The sequence below is a fragment of the Polyangium sp. y55x31 genome (assembly GCF_029946505.1).
Lineage (GTDB): Bacteria > Myxococcota_A > Polyangia > Polyangiales > Polyangiaceae > Polyangium.
Map to the genome: position 1 here is coordinate 94,543 of NZ_JARZHG010000036.1, position 21,856 is coordinate 116,398.

Below are 21,856 nucleotides of genomic sequence, written 5' to 3' on the forward strand. Positions count from 1 at the left end.
CACGGCCGCGGACGGACGAGGCCGGCGCCGGGACGCGCGAGAGCGCCATTACGTTGTCGCAGCCATTGCGGGCCGTTGAAATGGGAAAAGGCCGTCCTGTCTGCAACATTGAATGCGAGGTTGGTCTCGTCGGGTGGTACGTATAGTGACCGGTTCCCGTCGAAAATGTGCCGATGCGAGGTCTTTTCGAGGTGATTTGGACCTTTTTGATGATCTCTCCGTCAGGCGCAGTGTATGCACGGAGAGAAGGACGGAGGGAACCTCATGACCCGTTTCGCTCACGTATCGCTCGTGTCTCTCGTTCTCGTGTTCGCGTCGGCGTGCAGCAGCAGCAGCAGCGAGGCCCCGGCGCCGGCGGCCGTCAACGTCGAGGCCGAGGCGGCCGTCAACGCGGATCTCGGGGCGGAGGCGCTGATCGAGGAGCACGACGAGGGGACGGTCGCCTGGCGCATCGATCCCGACGGCCAGGTGAAGGCCGCGGTCACCGCCACGGCGACCGGGCGCGTGAAGGAGGACATCGGCGGCTCGGTCATCTACAAGATCGAGGGCAGCGAGCCGAAGACGGTGCCGCTCGTGCTCGACGCGAAGACGGGCCTGCTCGTCGCGGCCGGGCCGAAGCTCGAGGCGGATCTCACCGAGGTCAACTACACGGTGACGGTCTCGGGCAAACCCTGGAGCGGCGTCATCCACGTGCCCGTGGGCGGCACGGCGGAGCTCGTGGCGGGCGCCAAGGTGACGGCCGAGGCGAAGCTGCCCGACGAGACCGTGGGCCCGCACGGCGGCACGATCCAGATCGTGGGTGACGATCGGCTGGAGATGGTCGCGGACGCGAGCTCGGGCGAGACGCGCGTGTACGTGCTCGACGTGGACCTCAAGCCCGTGCGGATCGAGTCGCGCAAGCTGCGGATGGGCTTCGTGGCCGAGAAGACGACGTTCGTGAACTTCGATCCCGAGCCGTCGGGCTTCTATTTCTCGGCGCGGCTCGGGGCCTCGGCGGCGCTGCTCAATCCGCTGCGGGTCACGGCGTCGCTCAGCGTCGGCTCCGTCACGCACGCGGCGATCTGGGGCTATCGTCCAGGCGTCCGCATTTATGCCCCCACGGCCACGGTGCGCATCGCCAGCGCGCCGCGCATTCGATTCAGCCTGCAAGGCGGCTTCGACAGCGGCGTCGACGTTTATGGCCACGCCCACGTGAAGACGCGGTTCCACGACCACGACCGCGATCACGACCACCACGACCACGACCACGACCACGACCATCACAAGAAGGGCAACAACGGCCGGCATTTCGGCCAGGACGGGACGTTCGCCCGCGACAGCGGCGGCTTCAAGTCGGACAACGCCGAGCACCCCGGCAGCAGCCGGGCGAAGAGCGGCGGCGATCACGGCGGCCACGAGACGAAGATGCCCTTCGAGACCAGGGACCACGGCAGCTCGAAGCCGAGCGGCGGCGACCGAAAGGGCGGCGGCGACCGAAAGAGCGGCGGCGGCGGCGGCGGCGGCTCGAAGGGTGGCGGCGGTGACGCGAAGGGCGGCGGTGGCAAGGGCGGCAAAAAATAACCGCCTCGCGAGACGAATGTAGGGTTTTGGCCCTCGTTCTGTCAGGTTCTCGTCACGATTGCACGAAATCCAACGACGCAGCGCGAGACGCGCATTGCGTCATGCCGGAAACGGCCTTCCCTCCTCTTGCCGGTTATTCTGGCCTCGGGTAAAGATGGGCCTTCCCTCATGAAGGCCAAGCTTGTTTCGCTCTGGAACTGGTTCGAAATCATCGGCGTCGTGGCGGTGTCGACCGGCGCGGTCGCGGCGGTGTTCGTCACGACCGCACCATTCGACCGGGTCCGCAAAATCACGGGCAGGTTCTTCCGAATTTGCGGCACGATGCTCGTGCGCTTGAATCCGCTCTGGAGCGTGAAGGTCTCCGGCTGGAAGCGCCCCAAGAACAGCGGGCCTTTCATCGTCGTGGCCAATCACCAGTCGATCGCCGACATCCCGGCGATCAGCTATTTGCCCTGGGAGATGAAATGGCTCTCGAAGGAGAGCAATTTCAAGGTCCCGGGCCTCGGCTGGATGATGAGCATGGCCGGCGACATCCCGCTCCGCCGCGGCGAGCGCGAGAGCGCGAAATCGGCGATGGAGCGCTGCAAATGGTACCTCGACCGCGGCATGAGCGTGATGATCTTCCCCGAAGGCACGCGCTCCTCCGACGGCGAGATCAAGCCCTTCAAGGACGGCGCCTTCCGCCTCGCCATCGAGACGGGCATCCCCATCCTGCCGGTCGCGGTCGCCGGCACGCGCCACGCGATCCCCAAGAACTCGTGGGTCTTCGGCGTGAAATGCCAGGCCCGCATCGAGGTCCTGCCGCCCGTCGACGTGAAAGGTTTGACGATGGACGACCTCGACACGCTGCGCGAGCGCGTGCGCGGCGATATCTCGGCGGCCTTCGAGCGCCTCGGCAAGTGGATGCCGACGCTGCCCTCCGAGGAGGGCGGCGAAAGCGAGGTGCCACGAGCAGCGGCCCCGGCCGCGATCGAAGCCCCGCCCCCCGCCTGATTCTCAACGACACATCGAAATCACCATCGTCTCGAGCACCGCTTGCGGTGAGCGTTTCGAGCCCTTGAGCGCTCGATCCGCCTCCGCGAGCAGGCGCACCCACGCGGGCAAGGTCCCCCGCGGCAGCGATTTCAAGGTCTGCGCCGTCTCCTGCGCCTTGAACGGCGGAATGCCCGCGCGCGCGGCCGCCTCGTTCACGTTCGCCCCCGCGCGCAGCGCCGAGTCCATCTTCACCATCTTCCGTACGTTCGACGCCACGAGCCCGAGCAGCGGCAGCCCCCCGTCCTTCGAATCCACGACCTCCGCGAGCACCGCGAGCGCCTTGTCGAGCCGCCGCCGCGTGAGCGCGTCGACGAGGTCCCACACCGAGCCCGGCCGGACCTTCATGACCATCGTCACGACCGCGTCCTCCGTGAACGGCTTGCCCTCGCCGACGAACAGGCTCAGCCGCTCGATCGCGTCCGCCACGTAGCCGAGCTCCGGCCCGGCGATCTCCGCCAGGTGATCGGCCACGTCCGGCGCGATGTCGTGCCCGCGCTCCTTGGCCATCTGCCGCACCACGGTCGGCAGCGCCTTGCGGCTCACGGGCTCGCAGTTGACGAGGAAGTCCTCCTTCTTCGCCGCCGTGACGATCTTGCGTTGCGCGTGGAGCTTCGTCGCCGAGAGCACGAGCACCGTCGTCGAGGCCGGCGCCTTCGCGTACTCGGCGAGCGCGTCGAGGGGGCTGCCGTCCTTCACTCCGCGCTTGCCCTCGGCGGCCTTGCCGCCGTCGTCGTCGTCGCTGTCGCCCTTCTTCTCCCAGCGCTCGAGGCCACGCGCGAGGACGAACCTGCGCTTGGCCATCATCGGCACCATCTTCGAGGCCGAGAGGACGGCGTCCACGTTCGCCTCGCCGGCGGTGAACTTGTCCTCGTTGAAGCCCGCGATGCCGCCCTTCATCGTCGCTTCCTTGAGGGCGTGCACGACCTTGTCGGCGAGGTACCGCTCCTCGCCGAGCACGAGGTAGACGGGCCGCAAGTTCCCTTTCGTGGCTTCCTGGATGGCTTGCTCGGGCGTCACGGGTCTCTCCGTTCGTCCCTTCGAAGGGGCGCGTCAAGCGCGGGAAGAGGTACCATGTCCCTCGCCATGATCGACCGCCTCTCTCCGGCCGAACGTCCGCCGGGTCGGCCCGCCGGCTTCCAGCGATGGCGAACCCTCCTGTTCCTGCACTGGGAGGTGCCCGCGGAGGCGATCGCGAGGCTCCTGCCGTCCGAGCTCACCGTCGACACGTTCGAGGGAAAAGCGTGGGTCGGGGTCGTGCCGTTCACGATGCGCGACGTCGCCCCGCGCTGGTCGCCGTCCGTCCCGGGGATCTCGCATTTCCACGAGCTCAACGTCCGCACGTACGTGCATTTCCGCGGCAAGGATCCGGGCGTCTGGTTCTTCAGCCTCGACGCGGCCGCGACGATCGCGGTGGCGGTCGCGCGCGCCGGCTGGCACCTGCCGTACCACCGCGCCTCGATGAAGCTCGACATCTCGGGAAATACCGTCGACTACCGGAGCAAGCGCCTCTTCCCCGGCCCCACGCCGGCCGCGTTCGAGGCGCGTTACCATATCGGAGAATCGATCGGCTCGGCCAAACCCGGGACGCTCACGCATTTCTTCGCCGAGCGATACATCCTGTACGCCCGCACCCGCTCGGGTTTGTCGCTCGGGCGCGTGCACCACGTGCCGTATCCGCTCCACGAGGTGAAGGTCGAATCGTGGCGTGATGGAATGGTCGCGGCCGCGGGATTGCCAGAGCCTTCCACCGAGCCGCTCGCGCTCTACAGCCCCGGCGTCGACGTCGACGTCTACAAGCTCGTGCCCATCGTCTGAGTCCCTAGCAGCCTGTGGACTCATCTGCTGCGCGCCCCGAATCGTCGGTCGACATCGCTCGAAATCCTTCAGGATTCCTCGCTCCGTCGCCCTAGCTTCGGGGCGCTCGCGACGATGATTCCACAGGCTGCTACGACCTCCGCGCGCGCCGCCCCTTCGAGCGTTCGAGCAGCCCGTGGAGCACCTGCGGATCGAGCGGCTTCATGAGCTGATGATCGATCCCCGCCTCCTCGGCCTTGCGTCGATCCGCCTCCTGCCCGTACCCGCTCACGCCGATCAGGAGCGCCTGCGACGTCGGCCACGTCGCCCGCAGCCGCCGCGCCACCTCGAACCCGTCCATGCCCGGCAGGCCGATGTCGAGCAGCACCACGTGCGGTCGGAACGTCGCCGCGAGCGACACGCCCTCCTCGCCGCTCTGCGCCGCCCGCACGTCGTAGCCCCAGAGCCCGAGCAGCTCGGAGAGCATGTCCGCCGCGTCCGCGTTGTCCTCCACGACGAGCGCCCGCTGCGCGCTCGCCGGAGCCTCCTCCGCGGCTTGCGCCTTCGCGTTTGGCCCCTCCCTTCGCACGTGCGGCAGCCGCACCACGATCTCCGAGCCTTTGCCCACGCCCTCGCTCCGCGCCTCGACCGAGCCCCCGTGCATCGTGATCAGGCTCTTCACCAGCGTGAGCCCGATCCCGAGCCCGCCCTGCGACCGATCGAGCGCGCGCTCGCCCTGCACGAACAGATCGAACACCCGCGGCAAAAGCTCCGCCGGCATCCCGATCCCGTTGTCCTTCACGGTCGCCGTCACGCTCGCCTTGTCCTGCACGACCGAGAGCGTGATCTCGCCGCCGCGCTCGGTGTACTTCGCCGCGTTGTTCAAGAGGTTCACGATCACCTGCTCGAGCCGCGTCGGATCCCCCTCCACGAGCACCGGCGCCGCCGGGAGCGCGACCCGGAGCGTGTGGCCCGAGGCGTCGACGAGCGGCCGCGCCGCGTCCACCGCGCTCCGCACGATCGTCCCGAGATCCACGAGCTTCGTCTGCAGCGTGATCGTCCCACGCGTGATGCGCGAGACGTCGAGCAGGTCGTCGACGAGGCGCGAAAGGTTCCGCGCTTGGCGCTCGATCACGCCCCGGAAGCGCTCGACCCGCGCGTCGCCGTGGGTCGCCACGCGGATCATCTCCGCCGCCGTCAGGATCGGCGCGAGCGGGTTCCTGAGCTCGTGCCCGAGCATCGAGAGAAACTCGTCCTTGCGCCGATCGGCCTCGCGGAGCGCCTCGTTTGCCTTCACGAGCTCGGCCGTCCTCGCGGCGACCCGCGCTTCGAGCTCGTCGTTCGCCTGCCGGAGCGCCGCCTCCGCGGCCTTCAGCGGCGTCAGGTCCGTCGCGACCACGGTGAACGTCGGGTCCTCCTCGCCCGCGTCCCGGATCGACAGCATCACCGGCAGCCGCGCCCCGCTCGTTTGCTCGAGCGAGAGCTCCCCTTTTGCGCTCCCGCCCTTGGCCGCCCCGAGCAGCGCGTCGAACGTCGCTGCCTCCTCGGGCCCGACGCACCCGCGCAGCGACGCGCCGAGCACCTTGCTGAGCGGGCGGCCGAGCATCTCGGCGACCTTGCGGTTGGCGAACAGGATCGTCCCATCCCCGCTGATCGTCATCGCGCCTTCGTTCAGCGTCTCGAGCAGCGTCCGGTGCGCGTGATCGGCGCCTTTCAGCACGAACACCCGCGGCGTGCCGTCGGCGGACACCACGAGCGCATCCACCTCGCCGGCGCGGATCGCCGCCAGCGTCGCCTCGGCCTCCTCGACGCGCCGGAGGAGGTCGTGCGCGACGAGCGGGGACTCCGGTGCGGAGGTAAACGCGTCGTCTTTTTTCGTCATGGATCCCCCGTCGGGTTCGGAGGCACGCCCAGACCCACGAGGACCCGCTCGATGTCGGACAGCGAGCCGATGATGCGCTGCACGGGCAGCGGTTGCTCCCGTACGAGCGTCGGCGCGGCGACGATCTGCGCTTCGCGCGCGAGCCACGGTTCCTGGTTCAGGTCGTGCACTTCGAGGTCGAAGCGACCCGCGAGGTGCTGGTCGCAGAGCTTCCGCACGTTGCGGATCGCCCACCGCGATCGCGGTGAATTGCCGACGACGTAAAGCCGGAGGACGTACGTCTCCTGGGGCTCGTCGACGAGCGCCTGCGCCCAGAAGTCGTCCATGTCCCCGGCGGCTGCCGGGGGGGTTTGTCCGTCGCGCCCGTCGTCGTGATCGCTTCCCCCCATGGTCGTCCTCTCAATGAGGCCGGATGTCGAGCCCCACGAGCACGCGCTCGGTGTTGGATAGGTCCCCGATGATCTTGCGGATCGGCTCGGGCAAACGCCGCACGAGCGTCGGGATCGCCAGGATCTGATCTCCCTCCGCGAGCTGCGGGTGCTGGAGCAGATCGACGATCTCGATGTGGTATTTCCCGGCGAGGTGCTCCTCGCAGAGCCGCCTCAAGTTGCCCAGCGCGAGCAGCGATTTTCTCGTCTGGCCTGCGACGTACAGACGTAACTCCCAGATCTCGGAGGTCACATCGCGGGAAATCCCGTCCAAGGGGCTCGTCATCCGGCACTACCTCCATTCTGCTGTCTGCTCGGGTCCGCCTGCCGAAGACGGGCCATCTGTTCACGATCGCGGCTGAGGTTCAGCTCGCGCCGCTTGTCCTGGTCCAGGTTGGCCAGGACCTCTTGCTCCTCGGCCTCGAACTCGGCGCGCAGCGCGAGGATCTGCGCCTCGAGCTGGGCGCGCTTCCGCGCGAGATCACGCTGCTTGCGGTCCATCTCCTGCTGCCGCGTGATGGCCTCGGCGCGCTCCTTCGCTTCTTGCGCCTGCCTTGCGGTTCCCGTGAGCACTCCCGCCGGACCCACGTACACGTCGAGCAGATCGATCCCGTGCGCGCCCATGTGGAACTCGCGCACCTGGTTCGAGTGCATCATGCCCCTCGACTTGAGCACGTAGAGCCCGCGGTTTCGCTCCCCGCTGCCTTCGAGGAACTGCACGAGCAGCCACGTATCCATGAGCGACGAGATCCCCACGTCCGTCTCTTCGAGCGCGCCGCCGCCGGCTGTCAGGCTCGTGAAGACCGCGGTGATCCCGCGGCTCTTCAGGAAGTCGACGAGCCGCATGAGCATCGCGCGCACCTCGTGGTTCGTCGCCACCATCGCGAAGTTCGTCACGGGATCGACCACGACCACGCTCGGATCGAAGGCCTCGATGAGCCGGTGCATGTTCGCGAGGTGCATCTCCAGCCCGAACAGCGTGGGGCGGGAGGCGTGGAACTGGAGCCGGCCCTGATCGAGCCAAGGTTTCAGGTCGAGGCCGATCGAGCGCATGTTGCGCACGAACTGGCCCTGCGACTCCTCGAAGGCGAAGTAGAGGCAACGCTCGCCGCGGCGGCAGGCGCTGTTGGCCACGTGCGCCGCCAGGCTCGACTTGCCCGTGCCCGGCGTCCCCGAGATGAGCACGCTCGACCCGCGGTAGATTCCCTTGCCGCCGAGCATGGCGTCGAGGCGCGGCACGCCGGTCGACATGCGCTCGTCGGAGGCGGGGTGCGTGAGCCCGAGCGAGGTCACGGGCACGACGGAGATGCCTCCGGCGTGGATGAGGAACGGATATTCGTTCGTCCCGTGCATCGTCCCGCGGTATTTGACGACACGCAGGTATCGCGTCGCGACCCGCTCGTGCACGCGTTGTTCGAGAAGGATCACGCAGTCCGAGACGTACTCCTCGATCCCGTGCCGGGTGAGGGTGCCGTCGCCGCGTTCGCCCGTGATGATTGCGGTGACGCCGCGATCCTTCAGCCAGCGGAAGAGCCTCCGGAACTCGGAGCGCAGGATGCCCTCGTTCCCGAGGGCCGAGAACAAGGTCTCGAGCGAGTCGATGACCACGCGCTTCGCCCCGACCGACGAGATCGCGTATTCGAGCCGCACGAAGAGGCCATTGAGGTCGTAGTCCCCGGTCTCGAGGATCTCGCTCCGTTCCACGTGCACGTAGTCGATCGCCAGCATTTTGCGGGCGACGAGGTCGTCGAGGTCGAAGCCCAGGGAAGCGACGCTCTGCGTGAGCTCCACGGCGGTCTCCTCGAACGCCACGAATACCCCTGGCTCGCCGTGATCGATCGCGCCGCGGACGAGGAACTCCAATGCAAAGAGCGTCTTTCCCGACCCCGCGCTCCCGCATACCAGCGTCGTGCGCCCCCTCGGGAGTCCCCCGACAGTGATTTCATCGAAACCCTTGATACCGGTCGGGACCTTTTGCAGTACGTCCAACGATTCTACTGTGTGGCCTACATTCGCCTTCGACTCGTATGTGCCCATACGAACCCAACTCCCGGACGAAATGATTTTCAAATCGTTCGGCGCAGGTCGACCCGCGCCGAACCGCTCGTGATCGCCGACGAAGCTCGCAACGGCTCCGTCGGCGGTAAATCCTTTCTGGATTTCCTGGATTCGACCCTATCGCACAAGCATGAGCATTGTGCAAGACAGGGTACAGGTTGTCGCGGCCATACACCCCCCATCCGTCACCGACGAGGACGTTATCGTAGGAGGACGAGGGATTGTTGTCGAAAGAAAATCGCTCTCGGTGTGGGGCTTAATCCTGCTTCACCTTCCGCAGGAGCTCCTTCGTCAGATTCTTCTGATGGGACTCCAATGTACCACCGCCGATTTCCAGGAGCTTCGCGTCGCGCAGGAACCGCTCGACCTTGTACTCGCTGCAGTATCCCCATCCGCCGAGGACCTGCATCGCGTTGTCGGCGACCTCCTTGCCCACCGGCGCCGCGAAGAGCTTCGCCGCGTCCGTGCCGATGCGGTTGCGTTTGGCCGGGCCCACGTCACGCGCCACGCTGTAGACGAGCGCCCGCGCGGCCTCCGTCTTCGCGAAGCTCTCGCCGATGTAGCGCTGGATCTGCCCGTGCTCCGCGATCGACTTGCCGAAGCTCGTCCGCTCCGCCGCGTACCGCACCATGATGTCGAGACACCGATCCGCGATGCCGAGGCTCATCGCCGCCAGCGTGAGCCGCTCGATCTCGAGGTTGCGCATCATGTTGCGCACGCCCCCGCCCACCGTGCCGAGCACGTTCTCCGCGGGCACGAACACGTCGTCGAGCATGAACTCGCTCAACGTGCTCGCGCGCATGCCCATCTTCTCGGTCTTCTTTCCGACGGAGAACCCGGGCGCGCTGCGCTCCACGACGAACGTCGTCACGTCGCCGTCGACCTTCGCGTAGACGATGAACACGTCGGCATCGACCGCGTTCGTGATGAGCGCCTTGTGGCCCTTGAGCACGAACCCTTCGCCCTCGCGCCGAGCCACGGTGCGCATGCCGAGCACGTCGGTGCCGCTCGACGGCTCCGTCATGCCCATCGCGCCGATCCACTCGCCCGAGATCACCTTGGACAGCCAGCGCTCGCGCTGCGCTTCGTTCGAGGCGTAGTAGAAGTTGTTCACGAAGAGCATCGCGTGCGCGAGGTACGCGAGGCAAAAGCCTGGATCGCTCTTCGAGAGCTCGTGGTGCACGATCACCGCGCTCACGGCATCCATGCCCGCGCCCCCGTCCTTCTCCGGGACCGTGAGCCCGAGCAGACCGAGCTCGCCCGCCTGTTTCAGCAAGGGGACGTTCAGCGTGCCCGTGCGATCATGCTCTTCCGCCTGCGGCTCCACCACGTCGCGGACGAAGTTCCGCACCATCTGGCGCAGCATTCGGTGATCTTCGGTCGGGTTCTCGAGGTCGAAGACGACGTCGCTCATGCGCGGGACACTAGCACGAGAGGCCGACGCAACGTCCCCATCCAACGCTCGGGGCCACGCCCGGACAAGCCGGGCTCTGCCCGAACCCCCGCGACGAACCTTCCCACTCCGAACGGGCACACCCTTCGCAGTGCGCTCCCATGATGCTGGTCTTCTGGGGACTCACCGTCGGGGCCTTCCTCGCCTGGCTGCTCGCCGCGACGGGCGTCTACCAGGCAGGCCCGTGGATCAACGTCCTGCTCGTCATCTCCATCGCGTTTGCCGTGACGGGCCTTCTGTTCCGCCCGATCGGTCGGCGCTGAGGGAAAACGAAAACCTTTCCCTGCGCGGCGCGTCACGCCTATACCGGCCGCCCGTGCGCCCCGAGAGCCTGTTTTTCCGACCGGATGACCTCGCCCCGAAGGGCCCGGCCGTCCGTCCTGCCGTGACCGTCCGCTGGCTCGGCACGGCGGGCTTCGAGATCACCTGCGAGGACCACGTCCTGCTGCTCGACCCCTACGTCACGCGCGCCTCGCTCGCCCGATGCATGACGTCGCCGCTCGCCCCCGACCTCGGCGCGATCGGGCGCTACATCCACCGCGCGGACGCGGTGATCGTCGGACACACGCACTTCGACCACGCCCTCGACGTGCCCATCATCGCCAAGCGCACCGGCGCGCGTGTCTTCGGCTCACGCTCCGCCGCCGCGCTCTGCCGCGCCGCGGGCGTGCCCGAGGACCGCGTCGAGATGGTCGAGCGCGCGCCCGGACAGGCGCCCATCACCCGCGAGGTCGGCCCGTTCCGCCTGCGCTTCGTCCCGAGCGCGCACTCGCGCTTCGCCCTCGGCCGCGTGCCTTTCCCCGGCGACATCGACGACTGCGACGCCGTCCCCGTCCGCGCCGAGGGCTACCGCTGCGGGGCCGTCTTCCGCGTGGAAATCGAGGTGCATGGCCGCACGATCGTGCACCTCGGCAGCGCCGAGCTCTTGCCCGACGAGCCCGCGCCGCGGAACGTCGACCTGCTCCTGCTCTGCGTGGCGGGCTGGCGCAGCGGCGTCGACCTGCCCGAGCGCGTGATGCGCGCCGTCTCGCCCGCGAACGTGCTCCTCTCGCACTGGGACGATTTCTTCCGGCCGCTGCACGAGCCGGTGCGCGCCCTGCCCGCCGTGGGCATCGGCACGCTCGCCGAGCGGCTCGGGCGCGCGTCGCGGGACGTACGCGTCGGCGCGCTCCCGCTGCTCGGCGACCTCTTCCTTTGAGCTGAAACTTTGACCTGAAACGGCGCTACTCGCGCGCCCGGATCGCCGCGTTCCCGTCGGGCGCGTGATACACCTCGATGAGCCGCGACGTCACGAGGTGCTCCAGCATGCGGCGGCGCGCGTCGGGCGACGGATCGAGCCGGTTCGATTGCCAGCGCGTCACGAAGTAGTTCGCCCCGACGTACCCGTTGCGCAGCCTGCGCTCGGCGGCGCGTAGCTCCTCGATGAACACCGACTCGTCCTCCGACGGCTCGTACGAGGGCGGCGGGGATTCGGACGCGTCCGGGTCGGCGTCCTCCGGGTCCTCGCACTCGTCGTGCGTCGTTTCGCGGGGCGCCGTCCCTGCGGGCGGCGTGGGCACGGCCGGGGGAATGTCCTCGCTCGCCCAGCGCGGCTCGGGCCCGGGCGGCGCGGGTGAGCCGGAGCCCTCGGTATCCTCGAAAAACGAGATCCCCTCGAGCAGATCGATGTGATCGAACGCGGCCTTGCGCAGCCGCGTCGACAGACCCGCGCGGCCCCAGGTCGACACGTAGGCCTGGCGGCCGAGCTGCCGCACGCCTTCCACGGCCGGCGCGTGATCGGAGTCGCCCGAGACGAGGACGAGCACATCGAACGCGTTGACGGCCGCGAGACGCAACATGTCCGCGACCATCGAGGTGTCGACCTCTTTTTCCTGCGTATACCGGTTCTCGGCTCCGCAGGCCGCACACTGGAACATCGTGGTTTTGCGGGGGAAACGCTTCACGAAAAAGCCGGGCTGCACTTCGAGCATGTCGAGGAAGCCCGCGAGCTTCTTCTGCCCTTCGGTCACCGCGGCCGAGCCGATCTCGATGCCGGTATAGTAATAGGCGCCCCAAAGCAGCGATCCGCCGACGCGCTCGACGAGCCAGCGCGACAGCTTGGGAAACGCGAGCCTCCGCCCTCCCGCTTCGTCACGCCAACCCGAGTGGAAATTCTTGCCGTCGAAGAAAATACAGACGCGCATCACACCGCCGCTCGAAACAAAGAAATCCGGCGCCCCCGGGGAAGCCGATCACGGCCATTGAGCGATCGCATCACGTGATCGCAGGGGCGGGGTGTCTTAATCCGAGGCTCCTCATCCGGTCAACCCGCTCTTCGGCCGAAAAAAACGGCTTGCGCGATGCAGGACGCCCGCCCACCTGTCTCGCTCACGCTTTTCGCCGTCATCGTAGTGTTATGGTCGGCCGTACCATCTTCAGATCGACGCATGGCGGCGCGGCGCTCCGTCCCTCTTGCATCTCTTTGGCAGCCCCCAAACGATCTCGACTCGCGCTCTTGCCTCTGCCGGGTATTCTTGGGGGCGCATGCCCGGTCCTGCCCTCGATCTGTCGCTCGCGCTCGACGTCCGGAGTGTCCCTCCGGGCGCGACGCAGCGCGCGCACCTCGTCATCGAGGTCTCGGCCGCGCTCCCCGAGGACGAACGGCACGAGCGACCGCCGCTCGCGCTGGTGTTCGCGATCGATGTCTCCGCGTCGATGTGGGGCCAGCCGATGGAGCAAGTCGTGCGCTCCATCGAGCGCATGGTGGAGCTGCTCGATCCCACGGACCGCGTGGGGATCGTCTCGTTCTCCGAGGGCGCGGAGATCGTCGCGGAGCTCGAGCAGCTCGACGTGTCCGCGCGGCGCAGGCTCGCGGGCAGCTTGCGCCGCATCGATCCCGAGGGCGGCACCGACATGGAGAGTGGCCTTCGCGTGAGCCGCAGCGCGCTCGGTCCACGCGTGCCTGCCGAGCGACGAGGCATCCTCCTGCTCAGCGACGGTGATCCGACGCTCGGCGATCGTCGCCCCGAGGCGCTCGCCGAGATCGCCGCCTCGTTTCGCACGGACGCGACGGTCTCCACGCTCGGCTACGGCGAAGAGCACAACGAGGACATCCTGCGGCGCATCGCGGTCGCGGGCGGCGGCCAGTATTATTACGTGCGGGATCCGGCGCTCTGCGCGACCGAGCTTGCGCTCGCGGTGGGCGCGACGGGCGACGCGGTCGCCGAAGGCGTGTCGGTCGACCTCTCGCCCGCGCGCGGCGTCGACATCATCCGCATCGCGGGCGACGTGCGTGTGCGCAAGACCATGGGCGCGGCGCGCGTGGAGCTGCCGGATCTCCAGCCGGGCGAACGCGCGTCGCTGGTCGTCGAGGTCGCGATCGAGCCCGGCGCCGCGGCAAACGGGGACTTCGAGGTCGTGCGCGCGCGCCTCGCGCACCGGCGCCCCGGCGCGGCCGACGTGCACGTCCTCGATCGCGCGATCGGCACCGTGGTGAAGGCGGGCGCGTCCGAGCGCGACCCTGCGGCGCGTGCGCGGGTGCTCGTCGCGCTCGCGGAGGAGGCGCGCACCGCGGCGCGTACGCTCGCCGATCAGAGCTCGTTCGAGACGGCGGCGGCGCTGCTCCGGCGCGCGGTCGACGGCATGCGCGCCGAAGCGGATCTCGAAGCGGAGGACGGCACGCCGCTCGGCGAGACGATCGCGCAGCTCGCGGAGGAGGCGGAGGTCCTCGCGAAGAAGCCGAACCCTGCGGCGTATCGCCTCTTCCGCAAGGCCCAGGCGGGCCGGGCCGCGGCTGCTTCTCGCCGCGCGGGCGCGAGCCAGGCGGGCCCTCTCAGCCGCCGGGCCATGGCCACCGTCGCGGGCAACCTCCCCCGCGCCCGCCTGCTCGTCGTGCATGGCAATGGCCCGAAGGACGGCTATCGCCTCGAAGGCACCACGATCACGATTGGCCAGACGAACCACGCGCAGATCCGCCTCGAAGGCAAGGACGTCTCGCGCGAGCATTGCTCGATCGTGGGGCAGGACGGCAGGTTCTGGCTGACGGACCTCGGCGGCGGCAGCGGCACGTTCGTCAATGGCAAGAAGATCACGGCGCCGGCGGCGCTCAAGCCCGGGGACGTGATCGGCGTCGGGGACGTCGAGCTCAAATACGAAGAAGAACGATAGTGGAAAGGCCCCTCCGGGCCTCGAGCGTTTTTGCTTTTGCTTCCGATGCGCCTCGATTCTCGCCCCGCCTTCCTCGCCTTGGCCCTCACGCTGATCGCCGCGGGATCCCTCGCCGCATGTACCTCCTCCGAGGACAAACCCACCGGCGGACAAGCCGCGCCGAGCACGACGGAGGCCGTTCCCGTGGGGTCCACCGCGCCCATCGTCGCGGCGACGGTCGCGGAGGCGGGAACGGAGGCGGAGGCGGGCGCGGATGCGGAAGCGGACGCGGCCACGGCAGCGATCGCGGACGCGGGTGCGGATGCGGAGGCCGACGGCGGTTCCCCGCCGACTTGTCCTGCCGAGATGATCAAGACCGGCCGCTCCTGCGTCGACCGCTGGGAGGGGCACCTCGCCACGAAGACCGCGGACGGCGTCGTGACGCCCTGGCCCCATTACGATCGACCCGAAAAGGGCACATTTTACGTCGCCATGAGCGCGGCCGACGTCTACCCGCAGGCCTACATCAGCCGCGTCGAGGCCGCCGAGGCTTGCGCGCACGCGGGCAAACGCCTGTGCAGCCGCGCCGAATGGACGCGCGCCTGCAAGGGCCGCAAGGGCTACCGGTATCCGTACGGCAACAAGGGCCAGCGCGGCGCCTGCAATACCGGCAAGCTCCACCTCCTCGAAAAATTTTACGGCCGGAGCCGCGGCGCCTGGACGTACGAGGTCTTCAACGACCCGAAGCTCGACCGCGAGCCCGGCTTCCTCGCCAAATCGGGCGAGTACGCGACCTGCGGCAGTGACGAGGGCGCCTTCGACATGGTCGGCAACCTCCACGAGTGGGTGAGCGACGTGGTCGGCTCCGATATCGAGGACGTCCTCGCGCGGGACGAGGTCGAGCGGAAGAAGCAGCCCTGGAAAGTGGGAAATGGCATCTTCATGGGCGGGTTTTTCAGCACCACCCTGGAGCACGGCCCGGGCTGCTCGTTCACCACGATCGCCCACGAGCCGACCTACCACGACTATTCGACGGGATTCCGCTGCTGCATGGACGCGCCGGGGATCGAAAAAAAGCCCCGCAAGAAGAAGCGTTAATTCGACGAGGTATCGGGCGCGGCCGTGCCGTCCGGCGTGGCCGTCCCGGGCACTTCGTTCGTGGCGGGGGCGATCGGGCCCGTGGGCGTTTTGGGTGGTTTGTCCTTGGGCAGCGGCTCGCGACAGGCGGCGGCGAGCGTCAGGGCGGCGAGGAGCAGGGTCTTCGGGATGACGGGTCGCATACCTCCGATGTGACGAGGCCTGCTTGCCTCGTCAATCGGGCGGCACTGACGTTTCAGGGAGCCGGAGGCGCCCCGGGCGGCGCGGCCGGCGGGGCGGCGAGCGAGGGGGCTGTGCCGGGCGGGGGCGGGGGAGGGGGCTCGCCCGCTGTGGCCTTGCGGGCGCGCTCGTCCTCGAAGAGCTTCACGAGCTGTTTTTGCAGCGACATGTGCAGATCGATCCATTGCTCGTCGACATAGTCCTTGGCGCCCTTCGCGTAGATCGTCGCGTACGGCTCTCCGCGCGTATCCTCCTCGGAGACGTGGCCGTAGAGGTAACCATTGCGCACATCCACGACGAACGCCTCGGCGTACCCTTTCACCTGCGTATCGACGAATGGCACGAAGAAGATGGGCACGAGCAGCGAGACCGTGGCGACGAGGGGATTGACGCCCTGGTTTTGGTAGCCGTGGTCGACGATGACGAGCACGTCGGTGTTCGCGCGGGCCGCCAGCAAGCGGAGCTTCTTCAAGGAGAGTTCGCGCGGCGGTCCGTAGGAATACCCGTTTCCATTCCCTTCGGAGAGCCGCCGTTGACCGGTGACGAACAAGGACGGAATTCGATAGACGCTGGTGACGCCGGGCAGCCTGCCGAACACTTTCTCCAGGTCCCCGGCGACGTCCGGGTCGAGCGTGTAATAGGCGAGCCGGATCGCGCCGGGGGGCATCTGGGGCCGGGCATCGAAGGCCTTGCGGATGTCCTCGTCGTCGATCTCGACCTCGCGATCCATCTCGAAATGGGTGTTTCGGGACGGCACGTAGCTGGCTCCGCAGCCCGTGAGGGTGGCGAGCGCGAGGGCGCAAACGGCGAGAGGGGCGAGGCGACGCATCGGAAATCCTTTCAGTGGTGGAAGAACGGGGCCCGCCGGGCGAGCTTACACCTGGTTCCTTGCGCCGGGATACGTCCCGATCCCCCTTCCGCTCCGGGAAAATTCATGCTCACCATGGGCGAGCATGGCCGAAGCCCTTTCCGATCGTGGGCAATGGAAAGAGTCCTGGAAGACGGACGCCTGGGAGCTCCTCATGACGAACCCAGCGCACGGCGTGTTTTTCACCCGCGTCTCCGGGCATGCGGACCTCGACTGTGCGCTCCACGTGATGCGCGCGTTCGACCGCCTCGCCTCGCTCACGCTGGGCGACCTCGAGGTCTTTCACGACTGGGAGCACGTCACGGGCTACGACAGCATCGTGCGGCAGGAATTCGTGCGCTGGGCGCAGGAGCATCCGAAGCAGGGAGATGCGCACATCCTGGTGAAATCGCGTCTCGTGGCGATGGGCGTCTCGGTCGCGAACGTCGCGCTCGGCGGTCGGCTCAAGGTGTATGCCGACCGCCCCAAATTCGAGCGGGCCCGGACCGAAACCATCGCCGGCAAGCGGAGGGCCTCGATTCCGGGCTAGGACCCGAGGGCGGACCCGGGGAGTGGTTTCGGGTGCGAAATCGGACCTGGAGGCGAACCCGGGGAGTGGTTTCGGGTGCGAAATCGGACCCGGAGGCGAACCCGGGGAGTGGTTCCGGGTGTGAAATCGGACCTGGAGGCGGACCCGGGGAGTGGTTTCGGGTGCGAAATCGGACCTGGAGGCGGACCCGGGGAGTGGTTCCGGATGCAAAATCGGACCTGGAGGCGGACCCGGGGAGTGGTTCCGGGTGCGATGTCGGACCCGGAGGCGAACCCGGGGAGTGGTTCCGGGTGTGATGCCGGACCTGGAGGCGGACCCGGGGAGTGTGGAAGGACACGGTTACCGCCCCGCGAGAAGCGTGCTGCGCCCCCGAGGAGGCGGTTTCTTTGTTCTACATGCTGACGTCATGGCAACCGCACTCATCATCGGCGACATCCAGCGCGGCATCACCGGCGCCTACCCGTTCGCGCGGCAGGTCGTTCCACCGCTGACCGACCTCCTCCCGCGCGCCAGATCCGCCGGCGTGCTGGTGGTGTTCATACGTACCGCGTTCCGCGTCAACCGGGCGGATCTCCCGCCGGGTAATGCATTGTTCTCCGCCTTCTTCGAAGCGGGGGATATCTTCCACGAGGGGATGGCCGGAACCGAGATCGACCTACCGGTGCACGACGAAGACGTCCTTGTGCTCAAACGCCGGGCAAGCGCTTTCGCCGGGACTGACCTGGATATCGTGCTGCGTGCCCATGCCGTCGACACCATCGCCGTCGCTGGAGTGGCCACCAGTGCAATGGTCGCCGCAACCTGTTACGACGCAGCCGATCGGGGTTATCGGGTCACCGTGCTTCGCGACGGCTGCGCGGACAGCGACCCCACCGTCCACGAATTCTTCATGGACAAGGTTTTTCCCAGCCGCGCGGCCGAAGTCGTGCCATGTGCCAGGTGGCTGGCCGACGAGCGGTGGCACGCCGGAAGCAGTACCGACGGGAAAACCCGAGGAGATGGGGCGGGCGCGAAACAGACGTAGAAGATGAACCCGAGGAGCGGAGAGGAAGGGATGAACACGCAGACGCGTGCTCACGGGCACGCAACCGTTCCAGGGCAGCGCGTGCTCGGCCGCGGACAAGGGATGGGCAAGCAGGCGCAGCCGCCGCCCACCACAATGTATATAGCGCAGTTCGTCCGGCTGCCTGGAACGCACCGCGCCCCGGCGCCGCCCCAGCGGGCGCAGGGGTCAGGTCGCCTCACCGAAATGGGGGGGCGCTCCGTGAGAGCTGTCTCCACCTCGGAATCTCCTTCCCTTTCGATGAGGGCGCCTTTGTCGCTCGCGATGTCATCGTCGCAGTCCGAAGACAGGCACCCTTCTTCTTTTGCCAACAGGCTCACTTCCTGAGCCTCAGGATCCATGCCCACTTCACCACGATCGCAGGAGAACGAGGAGAACCCCAGGATGCCGAATGTGCCCAACAGCAGTGCTGATTGCCGCATGGCAGACCTCCCTGCAACTTACATTGGCAACATAAGCCCGCGGGGGCCTCGCGGCTCGCGTCGATGTGCGAATATGCCGAGAAGCTTGCTTATTTCAGCGGGTGCCGCGGGAGGCAGACCCGGGGAGGGGTTCCGGGTGCGAAATCGGACCTGGAGGCAGACCCGGGGAGGTGAATAGGGGTCACGAGGCGGCGTCCAAGGCAGCATGCTTGCCTCCTCCACGCTTGGTCCACGTCTTCGCCGCCCGCTTTTCGCGGGCCTGTTTTCCGCAATCGCCGTCACGCACGCGTCCATCGCGCTGGCCGCTCCGATCGAATTGAGCGCGCCGATCGACGTCGGCGCGACACTTCCCGCGATCGTCGAGCCTCCGGACGGCAGCGGCGAGTTCCTCGACGAGCGTCGCGACGACTACGCGGTCGCTCCACGCGGCTCTTCGATGCTCGTCACGTGGGTCGAAGGCAATCGCGATCTCTACGCCGCGATCCTGGACGCCGAGCAGGGCGTCGTCGTCCCGCGGTTCCTCGTTTATTCGGCAGAGACGCGACTCTACGCGGTGCGCGCGGTCTTCGCGGACGGCGCGTATCGCATCGCGGTCGGAGAGCAAGTTGGTCTTTATGCCGCCACACGTCTGTTCTCGGTCGACGAAGCGGGGACGGTGGGGGACGACGGAACGTACGGGCTCGAGGAGCAGGGCCTCGTCGAGTGCAGCCCGCTCGCGCTCGAGGCGCGGAGCACCGGCCTCGTGCTCTCGTGCACGAGCGGTGTCGTCGTCGCGTTCCCGAAGGCAGGGGAGCCGAGCACGCTGTTCTCGCCGACCAGCTCGCCGCGCATGGACATCGCATGTCGAGCCGCGCAGTGCGTCGCAGGCTTCCAGCTCAACGATTCGAATCCGCTGCGGAACGTCGCGCTGGTCGCGCTCGACGACGCGAACACGGATCCGAAGCCGACGTTCCTTGGCTTTCGCGACGCGACCTACGCGCGCATCGCGGTGGCGCTCACCGGCGCCGGGACGCTCGCCGTCTCGTGGTCGTACTTCCTCCCGCCCGGCGACTCGAATGGGCAAAACCGCGAGCATATCCACGGGTGGTTCCTCGCCCCGGACGGCACGATCCGCGCGCTGGACAATCTCGCGGAGGCGCCGGGGATCCGTGACCCACGGCTCGCGACGAACGGCACGAGCGTCGCGCTCGCGTATCGTGCGAACGGCGGCGGCTCGTCGATCGTCGCGCTCGACGCGGATGGAGCGCCCCGCGGAGAGACGGCGGTGATCTCGACCCAGCCATCGCTCGATATTCGTCTCGCAGCGTCGTCCGACGGCTCGTACGCGCTCGCGTACGACGACGGCGCGAGGCTGTTCGTGCGAACGGCGCGTCTCGACCCGAAGGGCGAGGACACCGGAGCGGGCGGCGGGACCACGACACCGACGGAGACGAGCAGCGGGTGCGCGGTGGCCGGGGGCGGAGCGTCGTCCTCGGCGGGCGCCGCGCTCGTCGTCGCGTTCGGCGCCTCGCTCGTCGTGCGTCGACGGCGGCGACGGGGATGACGCGATCCCCATCGACCTCGCGCGGACCCGGCGCGAGCGGTTCTTGAATCGATCGATGTTCCCGGCGCCCCTTCAGGGCTCCGCGTCCTTGCAGCACCGCACGCCCGTCGAATAATCGAGGTAACTCCGCGGGTGGGCCGTCACCACCGCATCGCAGCCCGACCGCGTCGATCGCGCGTAAAACCCGCCGGCGAACGCCCCGCTGCCCTCGTCCACCCACTCGTCGAGGTTGCCGACCATATCGTAAATCGCGTCGTTCCCCCAGCGGCTCCGGCACGCCGGCGTCGCGCCCGTCCTCCGGAACAGCGGCGCCTCCCCGGCCCGCACGTGATTCAATCGTGGATCGAGGTGCCCGATCGACGCATTGTCATGCAAAATGGCCGCCGGGTGCGCTTCGCGGAACACGTTGCACGCCCCCTCCACGTACGTATCGCCGTACGGAAATGGCGTATCGTCTTGCCCCCGGCAAGCCAGGACGAACTCCGGCAGCGTGCACAGCCGCTTTCCAGCGGCCGCACAAGCGCTCTCCGCCACGAGCCCCGTCAAATAGCCGTTTGGCCGGGCCAAACGCCGCGGCACGGCCATCACATCCAGCTTCTGCCCCCGCTGCCACCCCGGCAAAAGCGGAAGCGGCATCGCCCGTGCGTGCACGCTGCCCACGCGGCTCCGCCCCGTCGACCAATCCCCGAGCGTGATCTCCATCAAATTCGGCGTCACCGGGAAATCCGGCGAAAGCGCCTCCCCGCTCGCCGTGTCCACGAGCGTCGCCTCGAACCGGTCCACGCAGAGCTTCCCCTGCACGAGCACCATCTCCGGCGGACACGGCCTCGGCGCCGCCGCCTTCACCTCTTCCGCGTCCTCCGCCGCCTCCGCGCCCGCCCGCTCCACGGCCGCCGCGAGCCCCCGCACCACCCCGACCTCCGGCACAATGTCTCGCCCCTCGGCACGCGTCCCGAACCACCGCAGCGACCCGTCCGCCGCCCACCCGGGCTCCCCGACCACGCACGTCCCCGGCGCCGAAAGCGCCTCCACCTCGACAAACGCACCCGGCTTCATCGACGGATAAAACCGCGGCCCTGCCGCCCCGTCCTGACAAACCCCCGCGGCCACCCCTTCCGGCCATGCCGCCGCCCCGACCTCCCGCCCCTCCTCGTCCAGCCAAACCGCGTACCGCCGCCCCTCATCCGAAAGAATCGCCCCGCCCCCGGGCAGCCCGGACAAACGCACCCCCAATTCCCCGGCGCGCACCTTCAGCGACGTCTTCGCCACCGGCCCGAGCCGCCCCGCCCCATCCACCACGAACGCCACCACCTCCTCGTCCGAGCCCACCCCCACGCCCGCCACGAGCGCCCCGCCCGACGCCCGCTCCACCGCGGCAAACCCTGCCCGCACCGGCGACGCCGCGCTCCGCGCCCGCCCATCCGAAAGCGCCGGCGCCCCCACCTTCCCGTCCTCGGACAGCCCCACCACATGCAGCCGCCCCCCGGACAGCTCGATCAACAACCCCTTCGCCTTCCCCCCCACCATCACCGCCCCGTCCGGCCAAACCCGACCCCGCCAAACCTCCGCCGTCCCGCCCGTCGGCAAAACCCGCCCCACATCGCCCCGCGCCACCCACACCGCGCCCCCGATCTTCCCGATCCCCGCCACCGCCCCGGCGCTCCGCCCCCCCGCAAAAATCTCCTCCTTCGACAAACCCTCCCGCACCCCATCCCCCTCGAGCACCCGCACCCGCCCCCCGGCCAGCGCCACCCCCGTTCCATCCGGCCAAACCCGCGC

Annotated in this window: 20 protein-coding genes; 10 read left to right on the plus strand and 10 right to left on the minus strand. The window is 68.4% G+C overall.

Features of this window, described 5'->3' with window-relative positions; translation table 11 throughout:
* The first annotated feature begins 264 nt into the window (after positions 1–264).
* Both QHF84_RS39720 and QHF84_RS39725 read left to right on the plus strand, forming a co-directional pair.
* Complete coding sequence (locus QHF84_RS39720) at positions 265–1,560, plus strand: hypothetical protein (RefSeq protein WP_281318776.1); 1,296 nt, start codon at positions 265–267, stop codon at positions 1,558–1,560.
* A gap of 168 nt (positions 1,561–1,728) precedes the next feature.
* Positions 1,729–2,553, plus strand: a complete 825-nt coding sequence (locus QHF84_RS39725) for a lysophospholipid acyltransferase family protein (RefSeq protein WP_281318777.1) — start codon at positions 1,729–1,731, stop codon at positions 2,551–2,553.
* Positions 2,554–2,556: 3 nt separating this feature from the next.
* Here QHF84_RS39725 and holA read toward each other — a convergent pair whose 3' ends face one another.
* Entirely contained in the window at positions 2,557–3,612 is a 1,056-nt protein-coding gene (gene holA, locus QHF84_RS39730; protein ID WP_281318778.1) for a DNA polymerase III subunit delta, read from the minus strand.
* A 66-nt stretch (positions 3,613–3,678) separates the two neighbouring features.
* Between holA and QHF84_RS39735 the strand changes: the two genes are divergently transcribed.
* Positions 3,679–4,410, plus strand: coding sequence for a DUF2071 domain-containing protein (locus QHF84_RS39735; protein ID WP_281318779.1), 732 nt, complete (start codon positions 3,679–3,681; stop codon positions 4,408–4,410).
* Between the two features lie 130 nt (positions 4,411–4,540).
* On the opposite strand, the gene QHF84_RS39740 is transcribed toward QHF84_RS39735, so the two are convergent.
* The 5 genes from QHF84_RS39740 to QHF84_RS39760 form a co-directional block, all read right to left on the minus strand.
* Entirely contained in the window at positions 4,541–6,271 is a 1,731-nt protein-coding gene (locus tag QHF84_RS39740) for an ATP-binding protein (RefSeq protein ID WP_281318780.1), read from the minus strand.
* Positions 6,268–6,660 carry a circadian clock KaiB family protein gene (locus tag QHF84_RS39745; RefSeq protein WP_281318781.1) on the minus strand — a complete coding sequence of 131 codons (393 nt, stop codon included), beginning with the start codon at positions 6,658–6,660 and terminating at the stop codon, positions 6,268–6,270. Before QHF84_RS39745 ends, QHF84_RS39740 begins: the two co-directional genes overlap by 4 nt.
* Before the next feature lie 10 nt (positions 6,661–6,670).
* Positions 6,671–6,985, minus strand: a complete 315-nt coding sequence (locus tag QHF84_RS39750; protein ID WP_281318782.1) for a circadian clock KaiB family protein — start codon at positions 6,983–6,985, stop codon at positions 6,671–6,673.
* Positions 6,982–8,736: a circadian clock protein KaiC gene (gene kaiC, locus QHF84_RS39755; RefSeq protein ID WP_281318783.1), complete on the minus strand. Its 1,755-nt coding sequence runs from the start codon at positions 8,734–8,736 to the stop codon at positions 6,982–6,984. The genes QHF84_RS39750 and kaiC overlap by 4 nt, the downstream gene beginning before the upstream one ends.
* A gap of 277 nt (positions 8,737–9,013) precedes the next feature.
* Positions 9,014–10,171: an acyl-CoA dehydrogenase family protein gene (locus QHF84_RS39760; protein WP_281318784.1), complete on the minus strand. Its 1,158-nt coding sequence runs from the start codon at positions 10,169–10,171 to the stop codon at positions 9,014–9,016.
* Positions 10,172–10,311: 140 nt separating this feature from the next.
* Between QHF84_RS39760 and QHF84_RS39765 the strand changes: the two genes are divergently transcribed.
* Both QHF84_RS39765 and QHF84_RS39770 read left to right on the plus strand, forming a co-directional pair.
* The gene (locus QHF84_RS39765) at positions 10,312–10,473 is read left to right on the plus strand and encodes a hypothetical protein (protein WP_281318785.1); all 162 of its coding nucleotides are present in this window, start codon (positions 10,312–10,314) and stop codon (positions 10,471–10,473) included.
* Positions 10,474–10,526: 53 nt separating this feature from the next.
* On the plus strand, positions 10,527–11,408 hold the full coding sequence (locus tag QHF84_RS39770) for an MBL fold metallo-hydrolase (protein WP_281318786.1): 882 nt from the start codon (positions 10,527–10,529) through the stop codon (positions 11,406–11,408).
* Between the two features lie 25 nt (positions 11,409–11,433).
* Here the strand turns inward: QHF84_RS39770 and QHF84_RS39775 are convergent, their stop codons facing one another.
* Positions 11,434–12,393: an NYN domain-containing protein gene (locus QHF84_RS39775; protein WP_281318787.1), complete on the minus strand. Its 960-nt coding sequence runs from the start codon at positions 12,391–12,393 to the stop codon at positions 11,434–11,436.
* Positions 12,394–12,733: 340 nt separating this feature from the next.
* Between QHF84_RS39775 and QHF84_RS39780 the strand changes: the two genes are divergently transcribed.
* Together QHF84_RS39780 and QHF84_RS39785 are read left to right on the plus strand one after the other, a co-directional pair.
* Positions 12,734–14,356 carry an FHA domain-containing protein gene (locus QHF84_RS39780; protein ID WP_281318788.1) on the plus strand — a complete coding sequence of 541 codons (1,623 nt, stop codon included), beginning with the start codon at positions 12,734–12,736 and terminating at the stop codon, positions 14,354–14,356.
* A 45-nt stretch (positions 14,357–14,401) separates the two neighbouring features.
* Positions 14,402–15,433, plus strand: coding sequence for an SUMF1/EgtB/PvdO family nonheme iron enzyme (locus QHF84_RS39785; RefSeq protein ID WP_281318789.1), 1,032 nt, complete (start codon positions 14,402–14,404; stop codon positions 15,431–15,433).
* On the opposite strand, the gene QHF84_RS39790 is transcribed toward QHF84_RS39785, so the two are convergent.
* Both QHF84_RS39790 and QHF84_RS39795 read right to left on the minus strand, forming a co-directional pair.
* Entirely contained in the window at positions 15,430–15,615 is a 186-nt protein-coding gene (locus tag QHF84_RS39790) for a hypothetical protein (protein ID WP_281318790.1), read from the minus strand. The genes QHF84_RS39785 and QHF84_RS39790 overlap by 4 nt on opposite strands.
* Before the next feature lie 53 nt (positions 15,616–15,668).
* Entirely contained in the window at positions 15,669–16,481 is an 813-nt protein-coding gene (locus QHF84_RS39795) for a hypothetical protein (protein WP_281318791.1), read from the minus strand.
* Positions 16,482–16,605: 124 nt separating this feature from the next.
* On the opposite strand from QHF84_RS39795, the gene QHF84_RS39800 reads away from it, so the two are divergent.
* From QHF84_RS39800 to QHF84_RS39810, 3 genes are all read left to right on the plus strand, one after another.
* Positions 16,606–17,049, plus strand: a complete 444-nt coding sequence (locus QHF84_RS39800) for a hypothetical protein (protein ID WP_281318792.1) — start codon at positions 16,606–16,608, stop codon at positions 17,047–17,049.
* Positions 17,050–17,455: 406 nt separating this feature from the next.
* A complete protein-coding gene (locus tag QHF84_RS39805; protein WP_281318793.1) occupies positions 17,456–18,073 on the plus strand; it encodes an isochorismatase family cysteine hydrolase in 618 nt (205 codons plus the stop codon).
* Between the two features lie 666 nt (positions 18,074–18,739).
* Positions 18,740–20,077 (plus strand): MYXO-CTERM sorting domain-containing protein, encoded by a 1,338-nt coding sequence (locus QHF84_RS39810; protein ID WP_281318794.1) that lies wholly within the window; start codon positions 18,740–18,742, stop codon positions 20,075–20,077.
* Between the two features lie 72 nt (positions 20,078–20,149).
* On the opposite strand, the gene QHF84_RS39815 is transcribed toward QHF84_RS39810, so the two are convergent.
* On the minus strand, positions 20,150–21,856 hold a 1,707-nt coding region (locus QHF84_RS39815; RefSeq protein ID WP_281318795.1), incomplete at its 5' end, for a hypothetical protein.